Here is a 16413-nt window from a genome sequence, read left to right as displayed (position 1 = left end):
CCCTGAAACCCTATAAGCCCATATGGTGGGCGCAGACTGTCATCAAGCCGGACTGGGAAAAGCATGCCTACAGCTCTCATTACAGGAATCACTGGCCAGGACGGTGCCTATCTCAGTCAACTTCTGCTTGGGAAAGGCTACCGGGTCGTAGGCCTCCTGCGTCGTTCGGCTTCCGCAGATGTTATCGGCGAGCGTCTCCGCTGGCTCGGCATTCTTGATGATGTCGAGCTGCTCGACGGCAATATGACGGACCTGTCCTCGCTCATTCGCATTGTGGAAACCGTCAAACCCGACGAGATCTACAATCTTGCTGCCCAGAGCTTCGTCGCCGCATCCTGGCAGCAGCCGCTGCTGACCGGAAACGTGACTGGCATGGGGACAGTCAACATGCTGGAAGCGGCCCGCATCGTCAAAAGCGATGCCCGTTTCTATCAGGCATCTTCCTCCGAAATGTATGGCCTGATCCAGGAGCCGGTGCAGAACGAAAAAACACCGTTCTATCCACGCTCTCCTTATGCCGCCGCCAAGCTTTACGCGCACTGGATGACCGTAAATTACCGCGAGAGCTTCGGCATGCATGCCTCCTCCGGCATCCTGTTCAATCATGAAAGCCCGCTGCGGGGCATCGAGTTCGTAACCCGCAAGGTTACGGACGGCGTCGCCCGCATCAAGCTCGGCCTGGCAAAAGAACTGGCCCTGGGTAATCTGGATGCCACCCGTGACTGGGGACATGCGCGGGATTATGTCCGTGCCATGTACCTGATGCTCCAGCAGGAAGTTCCGGACGACTACGTCATCGCAACAGGCCGCACCACAAGCATCCGCGACCTGTGCCGTATCGCTTTCTCTTCAGTTGGTCTGAATTACGAAGATCACGTTGTCACCAACCCGGCCTTCCTGCGACCGGCAGAAGTCGAAGTTCTTCTGGGCGATGCCAGCAAAGCGAAAAAAGCGCTTGGCTGGGAGCCGGAAACCACGCTGGAAGAGATGATCACCGAGATGGTGGAAGCTGATCTGGCCCGCCACCGCAAACGCAACGGCCTTTAAGCGGACGGACGTATGCGCCTTCTCATAACAGGGCTGAGGGGTTTTGTCGGGCAGCACCTGCAGCACCAGGTGCGGAGACGCTTCCCCGACTGCGAGATTGTGCCTGCCATCCCGGATATCCGGGATGCGCAGGCTGTTGAGAAGGTTATCGCTGCCGAAAAACCGGATCACTGCGTCCATCTCGCCGCCGTTTCGACCATTGGTGCAGCCCGGAAATCTCCGGACCACGCCTGGGACGTCAATCTGCACGGAACGCTCAATGTCGCACGCGCCATGCTGCGACATGTTTCACACAGCACCTTCCTCTTCGCATCCACAGCAGAAGCCTATGGCACCACGTTCCAGCGCGGGACAGCCCTGACCGAGGATGCCCCTCTCGCCCCGGGCAATACGTATGCCGCGACCAAGGCTGCTGCCGATCTAGCCCTGGGCGCAATGGCCAGAGAGGGCCTGCGGGTCATCCGCATGCGTCCGTTCAACCACACCGGCCCTGGCCAGTCTCCGGATTTCGTAGTCCCGGCCTTTGCGTCCCAGATCGCGCGCATTGCAAAAGGACTCCAGAAGCCGGAAATCAGCGTCGGCAATCTGGACGCCCAGCGCGACTTTCTCGATGTCCGCGATGTGTGCGACGCCTATCTTGACGTCCTCACAACGAAGAAGCCGCTGACGCCGGGCACGATCTTCAATGTGTGCTCCGGTGAGACGCGTTCCATTCGCTCCATTCTGGACGATCTTCTGACCATCAGCGGCATCAACGCCGAAATCGTCACGGATCCTGACAGGTTGCGCCCTTCGGATATCCCGGTTGCCCGAGGCGATGCGACACTCATCACCTCGACCCTGGGATGGAGACGACAGATCGCATGGGAAGACACCCTGCGCGATGTCTATGAAGACTGCCTGCGAAAGACGACGGCCTGATCCTCAAGGGACGCAGGAAGTCAGAAACCCTCCCTTGAAGCGATTAGTTCTGAGAGCGACGCAGGCCCCACGGTAACGCCTTCCATACCCGCCGCGCGAGCGGCAGTCATGTCGGAAGGCTGGTCGCCGAACATGAGGCAGCAGGAAGGACGTAGTTCCCACCGCCTCATCAAGTCGAGAAGCATTCCTGGTCCGGGTTTACGATCCATACTGGTCCCCCGGTATTTCTCAATAACCGCCTCAGGGTGCATAGGACAGTATCGCCAGTCATCAACATTTCCACCGTATTCCCGGATACTGTCGATCACCCAGTCCATGAGATGCTCAAGATCGCGCTCGGAATAAAAACCGCGCGCAATCCCGGACTGATTCGTGACGATAAAGATATGATATCCACGATCCGCAATACGGGCGATAGTTTCACGGACGTTGCTTTCCCATTCAAACCGCTCACGCGTTCCGACCCAGCCATGATCGCGATTGATGACACCATCCCGGTCGAGAAACACTGCCGGCCGAAGCAGGCTCCCAGACAAATCCAGAGCCTGGATTTCATGGTCGGCCATCTTCCCGATATCCCAGAACGCCCCCGAAAGCGGCACAGCTTTCAGGCTACGGTTTCGCGCGAGGGCCGGAAGAACATCCTTTTCCAGAGAAGAGTTTTCAGTCAGATGATCGAAAACAGAATGATCAAAAATATAAACGCCGCTGCTGGCAAATCCCGCCGTCCTGGAGCGATCAGGCTCAAAATATAAATCTTCCACATATTCGCCATCAGGCTGCAGGCGAACATTGCCGTACCGGCTCAAGCCGTCGACAGACCTGACCAGAACAGAGTTCCCTTCTCGCGCCTGTTGCAGAAAACGCGAAAGATTGCCCGAAAACAGCGCTTCTCCGTGACAGAGGAAGAAACGCTCCTGAAGCAAGGACTTTGAATACAGAAGGGCACCGCCCGTCCCCGAAGAAAAAGAACAGGTGCTCAGAATGATTTCAGATGGTTTTGGCAAAAAGGAACGGATCTGTTCGATCGCGTCTTCAAGCTGCGCAGAGCAGGAAGATACCAGAACAACAAATTCCTCGACCCCGAAGCGCTGCATTTCTCGCATCGACCAGGCCAGAAACGGCCTGTCACCACATGGAGCAAGTGCCTTGGGACGCGCGCTTTCTGCTGGAAAAGAACCCGATACGCCATCTTCAAGAACAATCACACACTGCCGAACGGTAATCCCTCCCACGAAATCATCCCACCTTATTCAAAATCCACCAGCATATTTCCATGGTTCAGAAATCATCATGGAAATACAGAATTCAATTCTTATATCCACCACCCGTACAAGCGTCGAAAATCCTTCTCGCCTTCATGCAGCATCAGCGCCGACCAATCAGGAGAGAAAGCGCCCTCTGATCCGTATTGATCCCCTCTTTTGCGGGAACAAACACCTTATCTGCCCGGATTGTCGTCCTGCTGTTCGCCGCGAGATCGATCACCGTCTTCTCTCCAGGCTGAAAGCCAATATGTCGTATAATATGGCCTGTAGAGACCGACACACCGGGTGAAGAAACGGCATAAGGCCGGCCAATTTCGAGCCGCACTGGCGCAACCCCCGTCTCGACCACGATCTGCTGTCCCATCCAGTTCACTTCAGCAGGACTGGGCCAATAGTCTCCCGAAATGTGAAAGAGCGGCAGCGTCTCGCGCGGCGGGACCCGCACGATAATCATGTCTCCATCCTGTTCAGCCGGCCAGTGCGTCTCGAGGATCGCCTGCCTCAATACGTCCTTTGTCCTGGGCCCGATGACAATGGCAGTCGCATGATGATCGACGCAGTAAAAACCCAGCTGCTCATCAAAATGCGGCGGTATGGCGTTATTCAGAAAGGCTGAAAGAACAGCGTCGTTATGTTCACTGGTCGGAGTATAGCCGAGATATCCGCCTGTCTGACGGAAGGCGTAGCCGGACTGGAGCTGCCACGCCATGGAATGCCCCAGATACCCGAACGGCAGGACAACCAGGACAGGATCGTCGCCGAAATGACGCTTTATACTGGCCTCGGTGAAAAACGGACTGGACGTCGTCGCTTCCCAGCCCTGCGCCGCCGGAGCGGGAAACAGGAACAGGAGCCCGCATAGAACAACGCCATAGCGGCCTACTGTCGCACGTTGCGCGAGAAACACCGCGCACAGGACAGCCAGAGCCAGACTGGTAAACATCGCAAATCTGACTGGAAGAACCGAGCTCACAACCGGCAGATGATCCACGAGATGCCATGGCAGGGGAACATGGACGACGGTCTTCCCGGAATGGAGAACACCTCCCAGCGAGAAAAGAACGGAAATCCAGAACACCAGCACACACCGCGTCACCAGAAGCGAACTCCGGAATGCGATGGTTGAAAAATAGACGGCCAGAAGAAAAAACGGCAACCCGATGTAAGCGTCCTGCTCACTGATATTCCCCGTAAACTGCCGGAATATCGAACTGAACAGCGCCCCACCAGGCAGCGTCACCGGCGTTGGAACCAGAAAATTGAGAATGTCAGCAGAATAGAAATCCGCATCATTCAGCTGCCCCGGCACGACCTTCATGCCCTTGACCAGATAGAATAAAAACGGCGATGCAAGAATAATCGTTACAATCCCTGCCAGCACGACATCACGTGCCAGCAGAAGATAAATGTGTCGTGCCTTGCCCGGCGCAGTCGCCACAAACACGCACCAGGTCACAACCCCCATTACGGCGGAAGTAAACAGGACCTCCGTGGAGATACCGAGCTGGAGCAGTGCAGTCATCGACAGCGCCGCAATAAAGCGGGGGCTTGTGATCGTCTGGTCGAGATACGCTTTGCACAAAAGCAGGCAGACCGGCACCAGAGCGACGCTCGTCAGATTGAGATGACCAAGCGACTGCCCCATCTCATACGGCGAAAACCCGAAAACCAGCCCCCCCAGAAACGCTGGCACCCAGCGTCCGGTCACGGACTGCAGCAACAAGAATGCCGCGAAAGCCGCACAGGCGGGGGCCAGTAGGATCACAAGATTGGTTGTCAGAACCGGCCCCCCCAGCCACGTCAGAGACGCAAGGAGAAGCCCGAATGTCGGCAATGCGGTTGCCCAGGTCAGGTTATAGCCCAGGCCATTCCACGCCAGATCCGTCACAAACGGATTGATGCCGTGCCCGATGGCCCAGGGCCACCAGTAAAGCATCCAGGCAAAGGACTCCACATCGGCCCCCACACCAATCAGGTGGTGACGCAGGGAAAACCCTTTGACAAGCAGTAAGGCAGAGAGTGCGAAATAGAGCGCGAACGCACTCATTCCTATCTTTGTGGTGGCTCTCACAAGGCAGCAATCATCGGCAAACGTCCGTCTCTTTTTCTAACCGTCTTTAAGGAATGGTCAGAAGAAAAACGAGCCTGCTTCGGAGGCGATCATGTTACTGCCGAACGAAACACAGGAGCTTCCAGGACCATGATTACGAGCCCCTGAAAAGTCAGCCCCCGCCACACTGTCCGGCAGGACCTTCGCAACAGAATACTTCAGGAAACACACCAGAATCCCGAATATGTTTCCAGAAAAAATAAAATATGTCGGAAACATGTCGCAAGTTTGATGAAATGTATCATGGCGAATATTCAGGGAAGATACTCACTCACCTGCGATGTTATGACCGCCCCTTGCCCATAAGGCGATAATTATTCTACAACACCGCGTTAACGATATTTGAAAGACCGATGATTTCGTCGGCAATAGCGAAGCCAGTCCGGACACATGACCAAAGAGTACACCATCTGGATCGATGTCGAAGATATCTTCCGGTATTTCGAAAACAATACCCGTCCCAGCGGCATCCAGCGTCTTGTCTTCGAAATACTCAGTGTCATCCGCCAGCAGGCTGCCGCGAAACCGGATATCGGCAGCATCGTCCTCACCCGTCGGAACACAGATGGAAACCCCGAGGCAGGCCCTCTCCTGTCTCCCGTCTCCTTTGACGCGCTGAACACGCTTTTCTCCGCCCATACAGACGAAGCAACTCCCCTTCATGCAGGAGGGGAGCGCAGCGCTGCCCATGCGCCGTCCCACTCCCTGATGCGCCGTCTGCGTCATGCCATTATCCGGCGGATTGAAAGCCTGCCGCCGGAACTGGCACGTCCGCTCCTGAACCTTGCCGTCAATCAGCTCAGAGCCCTTCAGCTTTTACGCCGTTACGCCCGCACGAAGTTCCAGCGGACCACCCCGTCGCACCACACAGCGCAGGCCCCCCTGTCCTCAGCCGCGCCCGCAGCCACCTCGGACGACGTTCCAAAACCCGGCGATATCTTTCTGATCCTCGGTGCGGCATGGTCGGAACCCGATTTCGGCGAACGCCTGGCCCAGATGCGCAGGACCTACGGCATTCAGCCCGTCCTGCTGCTTTACGATCTCATTCCCGCCGTCCGGCCGGAATGGTGCGCGATTTCCCTGATCCGGGATTTCCGGCACTGGCTCGACACCACCCTTCCCCAGTGCGGTCGCCTTCTGGCCATCAGCCATGCCACGGCCGAGACCGTAGAGGATTACGCCCGCAAACAGCGCCTGAAACTGCTGGCGCCCGTACAGACCATCCCGATCGGCAGCGGCTTCGGGCCGCCCCGCAGGATCGGAAACGAACGTCCCAGGGGCCTTCCCGCGAAGGGCAGCTATGTTCTGTTCGTGTCCACCCTTGAGGCCCGCAAGAACCACCTGCTGGCATTCCGCATCTGGCGCCGTCTCGTGACGGACCTGCCGCGGGATCAGGTTCCGACCCTCGTCTTTGCGGGCCGGGTTGGCTGGCTCGTTTCCGACCTCATGCAGCAGCTTGAAAATACCGAATGGCTGCGAGGAAAAATCCGTCTTCTCCGTGACCCGTCGGATGAGGAACTGGCCCATCTGTACGATGGCTGCATGTTCACGATTTTCCCGTCCCTTTATGAAGGCTGGGGATTGCCCGTGACCGAGAGCCTCGTCAACGGACGTCCCTGCATCGCGTCGAACACGACCTCCATCCCCGAAGCAGGCGGCCCGCTGACGCGGTACTTCAACCCCGAAGACCTCGACGAAGCCTATCGTGTTGTCCGGGAGACAATCGAGGACAGGCCCGGCCTGAAAAAATGGCAGGACGAGGTCCGCGAGCAGTTCAGACCTGTCCCCTGGGAATGCAGTGCAGATGCGATCCTCGACGCCTGCCATTCCGCCCATCTGATGGGCCGTATGAACGGACAGACATCATGACCCTGTGGATCGACATCGACGATCTGCTGCATCACCTGCTGCATCACAGCCGGCCAAGCGGCATCCAGCGCGTCGTGTTCGAAATCGGATCGGCCCTGCGCAACCTCGCCGGCCATAACGTCCAGTTCGTGCGCCGTGGCCCAGGTGCCACGGATGCCCGTGATTTCAGGACCGTCGACTGGACCATGGTCGAAACCGTGTTTCGCGAGGCCACAAACAGCAGCATCAAACCCGGCTCGTCTTCGGTCAATGCTCCGCCCCTGACATTCCAGGCGCTCGAACAGGTTGCGCCGGAAGACACGCTCTCCGCGTTCCTGCGGACGGAAAGCCGGATCCTGAAAGGTCTTGCCAGCCTCCCCCGCACATTCGCCCGGCTTGGTCTGAAATCCCTCCAGACCCGCCTCGACGCGCGTCGTTCCCGGCGGCCGGAACTGCCAACCTTCTCGGAAGGCACACAGCTCGCAGATGTCGCCCGCCCCGGCGATGTCTTCCTGACCCTTGGCTCCCCCTGGCACCACGCCAGTTACAGCCAGACCGTCAGATGGCTGCGCGACGACCTGCGGCTGTCCTACGCGCTGCTCATGTACGACCTGGTCCCCATCCGCTGTCCGGAGTGGTGCAACCGCGGCATCATCACGACGTTCCGCGCCTGGCATCAGGACATCCTGCCTCTCGCCGATACGCTTTTCGCCATCAGCCATGCCACGGCAAAAGACGTGCGGGCTTATCTCGCGGAACAGGACATCGGGACGGATATTCCTGTCCATCCCATTCCCCTGGGGACCGGGTTTGGTCTGGCCGATGGGCGCATGAGTGCGGAAGCGCTGGTGCGTGAGCCTTATGTGCTGTTTGTTTCGACCATTGAGGCCCGCAAGAACCATGCCCTGCTCTTCCGGGTCTGGCGGCGGATGCTGGAAGAAATGCCGGCTGAGCGGGTGCCGACCCTTGTTTTTGCAGGGCGGGAGGGCTGGCTGGTTTCCGATTTCATGCAGCAGCTTGAAAATGCGGACTGGCTGAATGGCAAGATCCGGTTCATCCGCAATCCGACGGACGAGGAGCTTCGCCGCCTTTACGCCGATTGCAGCTTCACCGTTTTCCCGTCTTTCTTTGAAGGCTGGGGTCTGCCGGTGACGGAAAGCCTTTCCATGGGGCGCCCGTGCGTGGTGTCCAACACGACCTCCATTCCCGAGGCTGGCGGGCCGCTCGGGCGATATTTCAGCCCCTACAGCCTTGATGATGCCTATACGGTGATCCGCGAGACGATCGAGGATCCCGAGGGGCTGGCGGCGTGGACAGCGAAGGTCCGGGCTGAATTCCAGCCTGTTCCCTGGGAAGACAGCGCCAGAGCCATTCTCGACAGGGTTCTCTGAACCTCGGGCGTGAAAGTTTCACGCGAAGGGTCTTGAGTTAGGACGGCGGATCACGCACATGCAGGAACCTCTGGTCCAGCATGTCGCGGGCCGCGCGGGCCCCTGTTTTTGCGGGCCGGTCAGCGACCCACCCTCCTTTTCCGTCCGCAAGGAGCGTTCCCTTGAAAATCAACGGCATTTCCTATCGCAGTCTCTGGCGCCCTTCCGATGATGCGAGCAGCATCCGGATTTTCGATCAGACCCGCTTTCCCTGGAACGTGGAGATCCTGGAGCTTCGGGATGTGGGCGCCGTCGCTGACGCCATCACCAGCATGCAGGTGCGTGGCGCGCCGCTGATCGGGGCCGTTGCGGCCTATGGGCTGGTTTTCGCGCTTCAGGACGATGCATCAGACGAGGCTCTGGAGAAGGCCGCAACCTTTCTGGTGGCCACACGCCCGACGGCCATCAATCTGCGGTGGGCCATCGAGCGGATGGTTGCGCGCCTCAAAGCCGTCCCGCCGACGGAGCGCGTTGCGGCGGGTTATGTCGAGGCCGATGCGATCTGCGATGAGGACGTGCAGGTCAATGAGGCCATCGGCCGCCATGGGCTGGAACTGATCCGCGAAATCTGGGAGCGCAAGGGCAAACAGGGACAGGTGAACTTGCTGACGCATTGCAATGCCGGCTGGATCGCGACCGTGGACTGGGGCACGGCCCTCGCCCCGATTTACATGGCGCATGACGAGGGCATCCCCGTGCATGTCTGGGTGGACGAGACCCGTCCGCGCAATCAGGGCAGCCTCCTGACCGCATGGGAACTTGGCAGCCATGGCGTGCCGCATACCGTCATCGCCGACAATGCCGGCGGGCATTACATGCAGGCCGGTCGTGTGGACATGGTCATCGTCGGCACCGACCGTGTGACTGCTCAGGGCGATGTCGCCAACAAGATCGGCACGTATCTCAAGGCGCTCGCGGCCCATGACAACAATGTCCCGTTCTGGGTGGCACTGCCGTCCTCGACGATCGACTGGCGCGTCCGCGACGGCGTGAAGGACATCCCGATCGAGGAGCGCAGCGCCGACGAAGTCCTGTTCATGACGGGACTCGACAGCAACGGGGAAGCTGGCCGCGTCCGGATCGCTCCGCTCAACAGCCCGGCAGCCAACCCTGCCTTTGACGTCACGCCCGCGCGCCTCGTGACGGGTCTCATCACCGAGCGGGGCCGCTGTGGTGCATCCGAGGCCGGGCTGCAGTCCCTCTTTCCGGAGCAGACGAAAGCCCACTGAGGCGTGTCCTCCTGCCAGGAGCTGGACTGCGCAATGCCATCTCCTGTTCCGGTCTCCGTGGAACCACCTGCGGCCCTTCTTCCGCTGTGGTTCCGCATCATACGGGGTTTCCTGATGGCCAACGTTATTGCCGGAATGGTCGCGAGCGTTTTTCTTCCCGGTAGGGCTCGGCACTGGCATGGCCCTGTCCAGCCCCGACAACGAGCCGCTTTTCGGATGGTGCCTGCTTTTCTATCTCCTGCTCCTGCCGGTCATCTGCATCGTGACAGCCACCCTTCTCTTCAGGGCGGCGTTCCCGTCTCCGATGCGGATGATCATGAACACGCTGGTTTCGACAGTTCTGCTCGGCATCTGGTTCCTTCCCACGGGCGTGCCACTGCTTGAGAAAGCCTGTACGAAAATCATGGCGGCCCATGCGGCCAGCCATGCCCCTCTGAGCGCCCGTCCTTGACGCCCCGGTCGTCTTGGCCCTTCATTCAGCCTAGGAAACAGATCCCCCAACGAGGATAACAGTGCCAGATTCGCATATTTTCAGGCGAGCAGCTGCTACGGCCGCCCTGCTCGCACTGGCTGCATGTTCCAGCCAGCAGAGTGTCCGCCCGTACCCGGCCCGCACGCCGAACGCCCAGTATGCGAACGGAACCACTGGTCCGGCTGGCTATGACAGCCACGTCCCGGATTTCGCCACCCGCAATTTCGAACCGTTCAACCGTCAGGACGTCGCCGCCATCGCCCTGCGCGAATGGCGGATGTTCGGCTCACCTGTCTCGGATGATGATCCCGAAGACCGTCCCGAACCTACCGATGCCGCACTGAAGCCCGAACGCCTGCCCGGCCTGTGGCAGCGTGTTGGCGAGTACTGGTGGATCGGGCAGGACCCGTATGAAACGGAAGTCGGCTGGACGGGCAAGACGGACTCCCAGGGCACACGCTTCGAGATCGAGCATGACGGCCATTACGCGTGGTCCGCAGCTTTCATTTCCTATGTGATGCGGGTCGCCGGAGCCAATGACCGCTTCCCGTATTCGCCCAATCACTCGACCTACATCAACGCCGCCGCCAGCGGGCAGTCCAGCGGTGTTACGGCGCATGATCCGGGCACTTATGCCCCGAAGATCGGCGACCTGATCTGCGTCGGCCGCGGGCGCAGCAAGACCGTCACCTTCTCCATGCTGCCCACGAGCTACGGCTTTCCGGCCCATTGCGGCATCGTGTCCGCGACGAACCAGAATGCCCAGCCCTTCGGGCATGAGCTGAGCATCGTCGGCGGTAACGTGGATGATGCCGTGGCCCTCACCCATGTTCCCACGGACGCCAACGGCATGATCGCCGATGGCTCAGGGCACAGCTATGACAGCCGTTATCCGTGGTGCGCCGTGCTGGAAGTCCATTACGATGCGGATCAGGAACCCGACAGCGGCATGTAAGAGGACGGCAGGCCGCTGGAGCGCCAGCCTTTGCCGGGGCCGTGCTGGTCCTCGAATCCGTCCACGATATTGCTGACATCCGCATAACCGGCGTTTTCCGCCAGAAGTGCGGCATGATGCGAGCGCACCCCCGACCGGCACAGGAACAGCAGCGGCGTCTGCTGGTCGGGGACGGCTTCGAGCAGCGCTTCCACGAACTCCTGCTGGCGGTCCGGCTGCCAGGTGATGCACAGGAGCGGCGCGGTCATCGCGTCGGCGTCCGGCAGGCCCACATGCATCCATTCCGGCGGTGTGCGGACATCCACCAGAATGGGACGCGGCGCGCCTTCATCGGCATTGCCGGTGGCGTTTTCAGGGTCTTTTTCAAGCATTTCCCATGCCTGTCTTGCCGTCAGGACCTTCATGCTCTTCCTCATCCTTCCAAAACGCGTTCTATAATTCACCCAGCACAGGAGTGAACTATGACTGACATCTCCCCGAACCGCCAAACCATCCCCCAGCCCCCCACGACGGGATGGCAGACCATCTCTCCGGGCATGACCGCCGCGATCGGGGGCACCCCCCTCATCCGCCTCAGACGCGCCTCGGAGGAAACGGGCTGTGACATCTACGGTAAGGCCGAGTTCATGAACCCCGGCGGCTCCGTCAAGGATCGTGCAGCCCTGGCGATCATCGAGGACGCGCTGAAAAGCGGAGCGCTGAAGCCCGGCGGGACGGTCGTGGAGGGAACGGCCGGCAATACGGGAATCGGCCTCACACTGGTCGCCCATGCCGTCGGCTGCAAGGCCGTGATCGTCGTGCCGGAAACACAGAGCCGTGAGAAGCTGGACTTCCTGCGCATGATCGGCGCCGATCTCCGCCTCGTTCCAGCCAAGCCGTATCGCGATCCGGGCAACTATGTTCACGTCTCGCGCCGCCTGGCCGAAGAGATCGGCGGGTTCTGGGCCAACCAGTTCGACAACACCGCCAACCGCGAAGGCCATCGCGCCACCACGGCGCGCGAGATCTGGGAGCAGACGGGCGGGAAGGTCGATGCCTTCACCTGCGCCTGCGGCACCGGCGGCACGCTGGCGGGCATCGCACTCGGGCTGCGCGATCAGGCTCAGGCTGCCGGAAAGGCGGCCCCGCGTATCGTCCTCGCCGATCCGGAAGGTTCCGCGCTTTATGGCTGGGTCAAATCCAATGACCTCACCATCACGGGCGGCTCCATCACCGAGGGCATCGGACAGGGCCGTGTGACGGCCAATCTCGAAGGTTCTCATCCCGATGACGCCGAACGCATCCCCGATGCCGAAGCGCTGGAGCAGATCTTTTCCCTGACTTACGAAGAAGGTCTGTCGGTAGGTGGCTCGTCCGGAATCAATGTTGCTGCGGCAATACGGACGGCACGCAGACTTGGTCCCGGACATACGATTGTTACAATTCTGTGCGACGGTGGTGCCCGATATCAGTCCAAGCTGTTCAATCCGGAGTTCCTGCGTGCGAAAAACCTGCCTGTTCCGCCCTGGCTGGCCTAACATCGCTTCCCTGTCTGTCCCGGCCGGAAATGCCGTTTTCCGGTCGGGCGGCATCAGCAGTCTGAACGCGGTTACAGCATTCCCGAAAGGCCTCTGGTCATGAGCACGGAAACCCTGCCCCATCTTCTGGTCGTGGATGATGACCGCGAGATCCGCGAACTGCTGAGCCAGTTCCTTGAGCGCAACCATTTCCGCGTCACGGCGGCCCGCGATGCACGGGAAGCCCGCAAAGCCTGGGCCAACGGGCATTATCAGCTCGTGGTGCTGGACCTGATGCTGCCCGGCGAGAGCGGCCTGGAAGTCGCGCGCTGGCTGCGCTCGCAGGACAACATCCCCATCATCATGCTCACCGCGATGAGCGACGAAACGGACCGGATCATCGGCCTCGAATTCGGCGCGGACGATTACGTCGCCAAGCCGTTCAATCCGCGCGAACTGCTCGCCCGTATCCGCGCCGTCCTGCGCCGGACGGTCGATGTCGAGGACAAACGTCAGGCGTCCGATACCCGCAAGATCCATTTCGCCGGCTGGTGCCTCGACCCCGTGCGCCGCCGCCTGCTGAACCCGGACGGAGCGGAAGTCTCCCTCACGGGCGGCGAATACGATCTGCTCATGGCCCTGCTCGAGCGCGCCAACCGCGTCCTGACGCGTGACACGCTGCTCGAACTGCTCCGTGGCCGTCAGGCCGGCCCGTTCGACCGCGCCATCGACGTCGCCATCAGCCGCCTGCGCCGCAAGCTTGAGGATGACGGCCGCAACGCACAGGTCATCAAAACGGTCCGTGGCGGTGGCTACGTGCTCGCAGCGGAAGTGGAGCGTCTCTGAACCCGATGCACATCCTGCCACGGTCTCTCGTCGCCCGGACCAGCCTTCTGCTGATCGTGGGCCTTGCGGTCGTGGAAGCGGCGGGGCTCGGAATCTACGCGCTGGACCGCTTCGATCTGGAAGAGCGCAGTCAGGTCCATGAAGAACAGGTTCAGGTCTTTTCGATCTATCGCACGGTCGCGGAAGCCAAACCCGCCGACCGACACGATGCGATCGACGACCTGCATATCCCCTCCAACGTCACGGTCCTGCTGATCAAGGAGCCGGACCCGCTGATCGAGGGGCATGAAATCCCGTTCCCGGCGATGGCATCGCCGTCTTTCCTGCACCGCCTGCATGATGATCCATCGGGCCATGAGGGCTTTCCGCCTCCCGGCCCGATGGATCCGGGCATGCCGCATCCCGGCCCCGATATGGGAGGCCCGGGCTTCCCCGGCCCGATGGGATCGCCTGGAGGACCACTGGGCGGGCCACCGGGCGGACCGGAGTTCCATTTTCCTCCCGAACACCCCGATGGCGAACATCCGGACGCCGAGCATCTGAACGGAGAGCCACGCTTTCCCGGCACCATACGCCGCCGCGACATGCCACCCTTCATGCGCTGGGCGCTCCTGCCGTCCTCGCTCTATCCGCGCAAGGTCCTGATCGGGCAGAAAATGCGCACGCATTCGACCTCGATCCTCCTGCCGGACCGGGACTGCTGGCTCGTGGTGCGTTTCGTCACCCCTCTGCCCAATCCGTTCGGCTCCCCGACTTTCATGATCGCTTTCCTTGTCATGTCGATTGCCGGGAGTGCGATGATCGTCTGGGCCACGCAGCGCCTGATCGCGCCTGTCAGAACGCTGGCCAATGCCGCCGAAGCCTTGGGCCGGGATGTTCATACAGCTGCCCTGCCCGAGAACGGCCCCTCCGAAATCCGCCGCGCCGCCATCGCCTTCAACACGATGGCCCTGCGTATCCGCCGTTTCGTGACGGACCGCACACTCATGCTGACCGCCATCGGCCATGACCTGCGCACGCCCATCACACGCCTGAAACTCCGCGCCGAATTCATTGACGACGAGGAACTGCGCAACAAGGTTCTGGCCGATCTCGATGAAATGGAAGCCATGGTTTCGGCTACTCTGGCCTTCGGGCGGGACAGCGCGTCCGCCGAACCCATCGTCTCGCTCGACCTGCGCGCTTTGCTCCAGACCATCATGGACGAGGCAGCCGAAAGCCTACCAGACAAAGCCGACGACCTGTTCTACGAGCCGCCCAATGTTCCCGTCCGGATCAAGGCCCGCTCGGTAGCGCTCAAACGTGCCCTGAACAACCTGATCCTCAATGCCCTGAAATATGGTGGCAACGCGCATGTCACGCTCATCCCCGCCACCCATCCGGGCGAGAAGGGCAACGTAGTCAAGATCCTGATCGAGGATAACGGCCCCGGCCTGCCCGAAAGCGAACTGGACCGCGTGTTCGAGCCCTTCGTCCGCATCGAGAGCAGCCGCAATCGCGAAACCGGCGGCAGTGGTCTGGGCCTCTCGATCGCCCGGACGATCCTGCACGGTCAGGGCGGCAATGTCCGCCTCGAAAACCGACCGAGCGGCGGTCTGCGCGTCATCGTGACACTGGCCCCGTAACCTCGGCCCGGACAGGCCCGCACCTTGATCAATGGTGCCGGACCTTCCATGCTGGGGGCTTCCCCCATTTTCTGATCAGGTCTTTTCCATGAAACAGTGTGAACTTGGCCGCACCGGCATTGCCGTCAGCGAAATCTGCCTCGGCACCATGACCTTCGGTCAGCAGAACACCGAAGCCGAAGGCCACGCCCAGCTCGACATGGCGCTGGACCACGGCATCAACTTCATCGACACAGCCGAACTCTATTCCATCCCGCCCCGCGCCGAGACACAGGGCTCAACGGAAACCATCATCGGAAGCTGGCTGAAAGCCCGCGGTAGCCGTGACCGCCTCGTCATCGCCAGCAAGGTTGTCGGACGCACCGCCATGCCGTGGTTCCGGCCCGATGGCGAGGAAGCCCGCCTGACCCCGCGCCAGATCCGCTATGCGCTCGAAGGCTCCCTGCGACGCCTCGGCACGGACTACATCGACCTCTACCAGCTTCACTGGCCGGACCGGAAAATCGGCCTGTTCGGCGCAGGCGGCACGACGTTCCGCGACCTGCCGGAAGAAACATCCGTTCCCATCGAAGAAACGCTCGGTGTCCTCGGCGATCTCGTGAATGAAGGCAAGATCCGCCATGTCGGCCTCTCCAACGAGACGGCCTGGGGTGTGTCGAAGTTTCTGGAAGCCTCCCGCACCGGCCTGCCTCGCGTGGCCTCCATCCAGAACGCCTACAACCTGATCAACCGGACGTTCGAGATCGGACTGGCGGAAATGGCACTTCAGGAAAAGGTTGGCCTGCTGGCCTATTCCCCGCTGGCTCAGGGCTATCTGACCGGGAAATATCTCAACGGCGCCCGTCCCGCCGGCGCACGCACCACATTGTTCGATCGTGGCCAGCGTTACCAGAAGCCCGGCGTTGATGAGGCCGTCACGGCCTATCACGCCCTCGCCCGCGAGGAAGGGATCGACCCCGTCCAGCTCGCCATTGCCTTCGTGACCTCACGGCCCTTCGTGACGTCCAATATCATCGGCGCCACCAGCCTCGACCAGCTCCGCACCATCCTCGGCGCGGAAAACGTGACCATCACGCCCGAACTGGAAGAGAAGATCAACGCCATCCATCAGGTCCACTCCAACCCGGCCCCCTGAGGCGGAGCATCCGGCATCGGGGCTTATGCAA

14 protein-coding genes are annotated in these 16413 nt (G+C 60.7%); 11 read left to right on the top strand and 3 right to left on the bottom strand.

The genetic code is table 11. From position 1 onward, the window contains the following. The first annotated feature begins 63 nt into the window (after positions 1–63). Both gmd and HKD27_RS00570 read left to right on the top strand, forming a co-directional pair. The gene (gene gmd, locus HKD27_RS00575; RefSeq protein ID WP_062497544.1) at positions 64–1047 is read left to right on the top strand and encodes a GDP-mannose 4,6-dehydratase; all 984 of its coding nucleotides are present in this window, start codon (positions 64–66) and stop codon (positions 1045–1047) included. A 12-nt stretch (positions 1048–1059) separates the two neighbouring features. After that, positions 1060–1968: a GDP-mannose 4,6-dehydratase gene (locus tag HKD27_RS00570; RefSeq protein ID WP_194688275.1), complete on the top strand. Its 909-nt coding sequence runs from the start codon at positions 1060–1062 to the stop codon at positions 1966–1968. 20 nt (positions 1969–1988) lie between these two features. Here the strand turns inward: HKD27_RS00570 and HKD27_RS16720 are convergent, their stop codons facing one another. Together HKD27_RS16720 and HKD27_RS00560 are read right to left on the bottom strand one after the other, a co-directional pair. Then, positions 1989–3203 carry an HAD-IIIA family hydrolase gene (locus HKD27_RS16720; RefSeq protein WP_194688276.1) on the bottom strand — a complete coding sequence of 405 codons (1215 nt, stop codon included), beginning with the start codon at positions 3201–3203 and terminating at the stop codon, positions 1989–1991. Positions 3204–3336: 133 nt separating this feature from the next. After that, on the bottom strand, positions 3337–5283 hold the full coding sequence (locus HKD27_RS00560; RefSeq protein ID WP_194688277.1) for a hypothetical protein: 1947 nt from the start codon (positions 5281–5283) through the stop codon (positions 3337–3339). A gap of 453 nt (positions 5284–5736) precedes the next feature. On the opposite strand from HKD27_RS00560, the gene HKD27_RS00555 reads away from it, so the two are divergent. The 5 genes from HKD27_RS00555 (at position 5737) to HKD27_RS00535 (ending at position 11280) form a co-directional block, all read left to right on the top strand. Next, positions 5737–7215, top strand: a complete 1479-nt coding sequence (locus HKD27_RS00555) for a glycosyltransferase family 1 protein (protein ID WP_194688278.1) — start codon at positions 5737–5739, stop codon at positions 7213–7215. Then, positions 7212–8585 carry a glycosyltransferase family 1 protein gene (locus HKD27_RS00550; protein ID WP_228518256.1) on the top strand — a complete coding sequence of 458 codons (1374 nt, stop codon included), beginning with the start codon at positions 7212–7214 and terminating at the stop codon, positions 8583–8585. Before HKD27_RS00555 ends, HKD27_RS00550 begins: the two co-directional genes overlap by 4 nt. A gap of 161 nt (positions 8586–8746) precedes the next feature. After that, on the top strand, positions 8747–9853 hold the full coding sequence (gene mtnA, locus HKD27_RS00545; RefSeq protein ID WP_194688279.1) for an S-methyl-5-thioribose-1-phosphate isomerase: 1107 nt from the start codon (positions 8747–8749) through the stop codon (positions 9851–9853). 178 nt (positions 9854–10031) lie between these two features. After that, a complete protein-coding gene (locus tag HKD27_RS00540) occupies positions 10032–10304 on the top strand; it encodes a hypothetical protein (RefSeq protein ID WP_194688280.1) in 273 nt (90 codons plus the stop codon). 55 nt (positions 10305–10359) lie between these two features. Further along, on the top strand, positions 10360–11280 hold the full coding sequence (locus HKD27_RS00535; RefSeq protein ID WP_052327647.1) for a DUF2272 domain-containing protein: 921 nt from the start codon (positions 10360–10362) through the stop codon (positions 11278–11280). Here the strand turns inward: HKD27_RS00535 and HKD27_RS00530 are convergent. Continuing rightward, positions 11256–11684, bottom strand: coding sequence for a rhodanese-like domain-containing protein (locus HKD27_RS00530; protein ID WP_081107351.1), 429 nt, complete (start codon positions 11682–11684; stop codon positions 11256–11258). The two genes, HKD27_RS00535 and HKD27_RS00530, sit on opposite strands and share 25 nt — an antisense overlap. A gap of 57 nt (positions 11685–11741) precedes the next feature. Between HKD27_RS00530 and HKD27_RS00525 the strand changes: the two genes are divergently transcribed. The 4 genes from HKD27_RS00525 (at position 11742) to HKD27_RS00510 (ending at position 16382) form a co-directional block, all read left to right on the top strand. After that, positions 11742–12797 carry a cysteine synthase A gene (locus tag HKD27_RS00525; protein ID WP_194688281.1) on the top strand — a complete coding sequence of 352 codons (1056 nt, stop codon included), beginning with the start codon at positions 11742–11744 and terminating at the stop codon, positions 12795–12797. Positions 12798–12896: 99 nt separating this feature from the next. Then, positions 12897–13622 (top strand): response regulator, encoded by a 726-nt coding sequence (locus HKD27_RS00520; RefSeq protein WP_194688282.1) that lies wholly within the window; start codon positions 12897–12899, stop codon positions 13620–13622. A 5-nt stretch (positions 13623–13627) separates the two neighbouring features. Next, positions 13628–15247, top strand: a complete 1620-nt coding sequence (locus tag HKD27_RS00515) for an ATP-binding protein (RefSeq protein ID WP_194688283.1) — start codon at positions 13628–13630, stop codon at positions 15245–15247. 88 nt (positions 15248–15335) lie between these two features. After that, entirely contained in the window at positions 15336–16382 is a 1047-nt protein-coding gene (locus tag HKD27_RS00510; protein WP_194688284.1) for an aldo/keto reductase, read from the top strand. Positions 16383–16413: the final 31 nt, after the last annotated feature.

It is taken from the genome of Gluconobacter sp. R75690 (genome assembly GCF_015244525.1).
Lineage (GTDB): Bacteria > Pseudomonadota > Alphaproteobacteria > Acetobacterales > Acetobacteraceae > Gluconobacter > Gluconobacter potus.
This window is presented reverse-complemented; position numbering and strand designations above follow the sequence as displayed.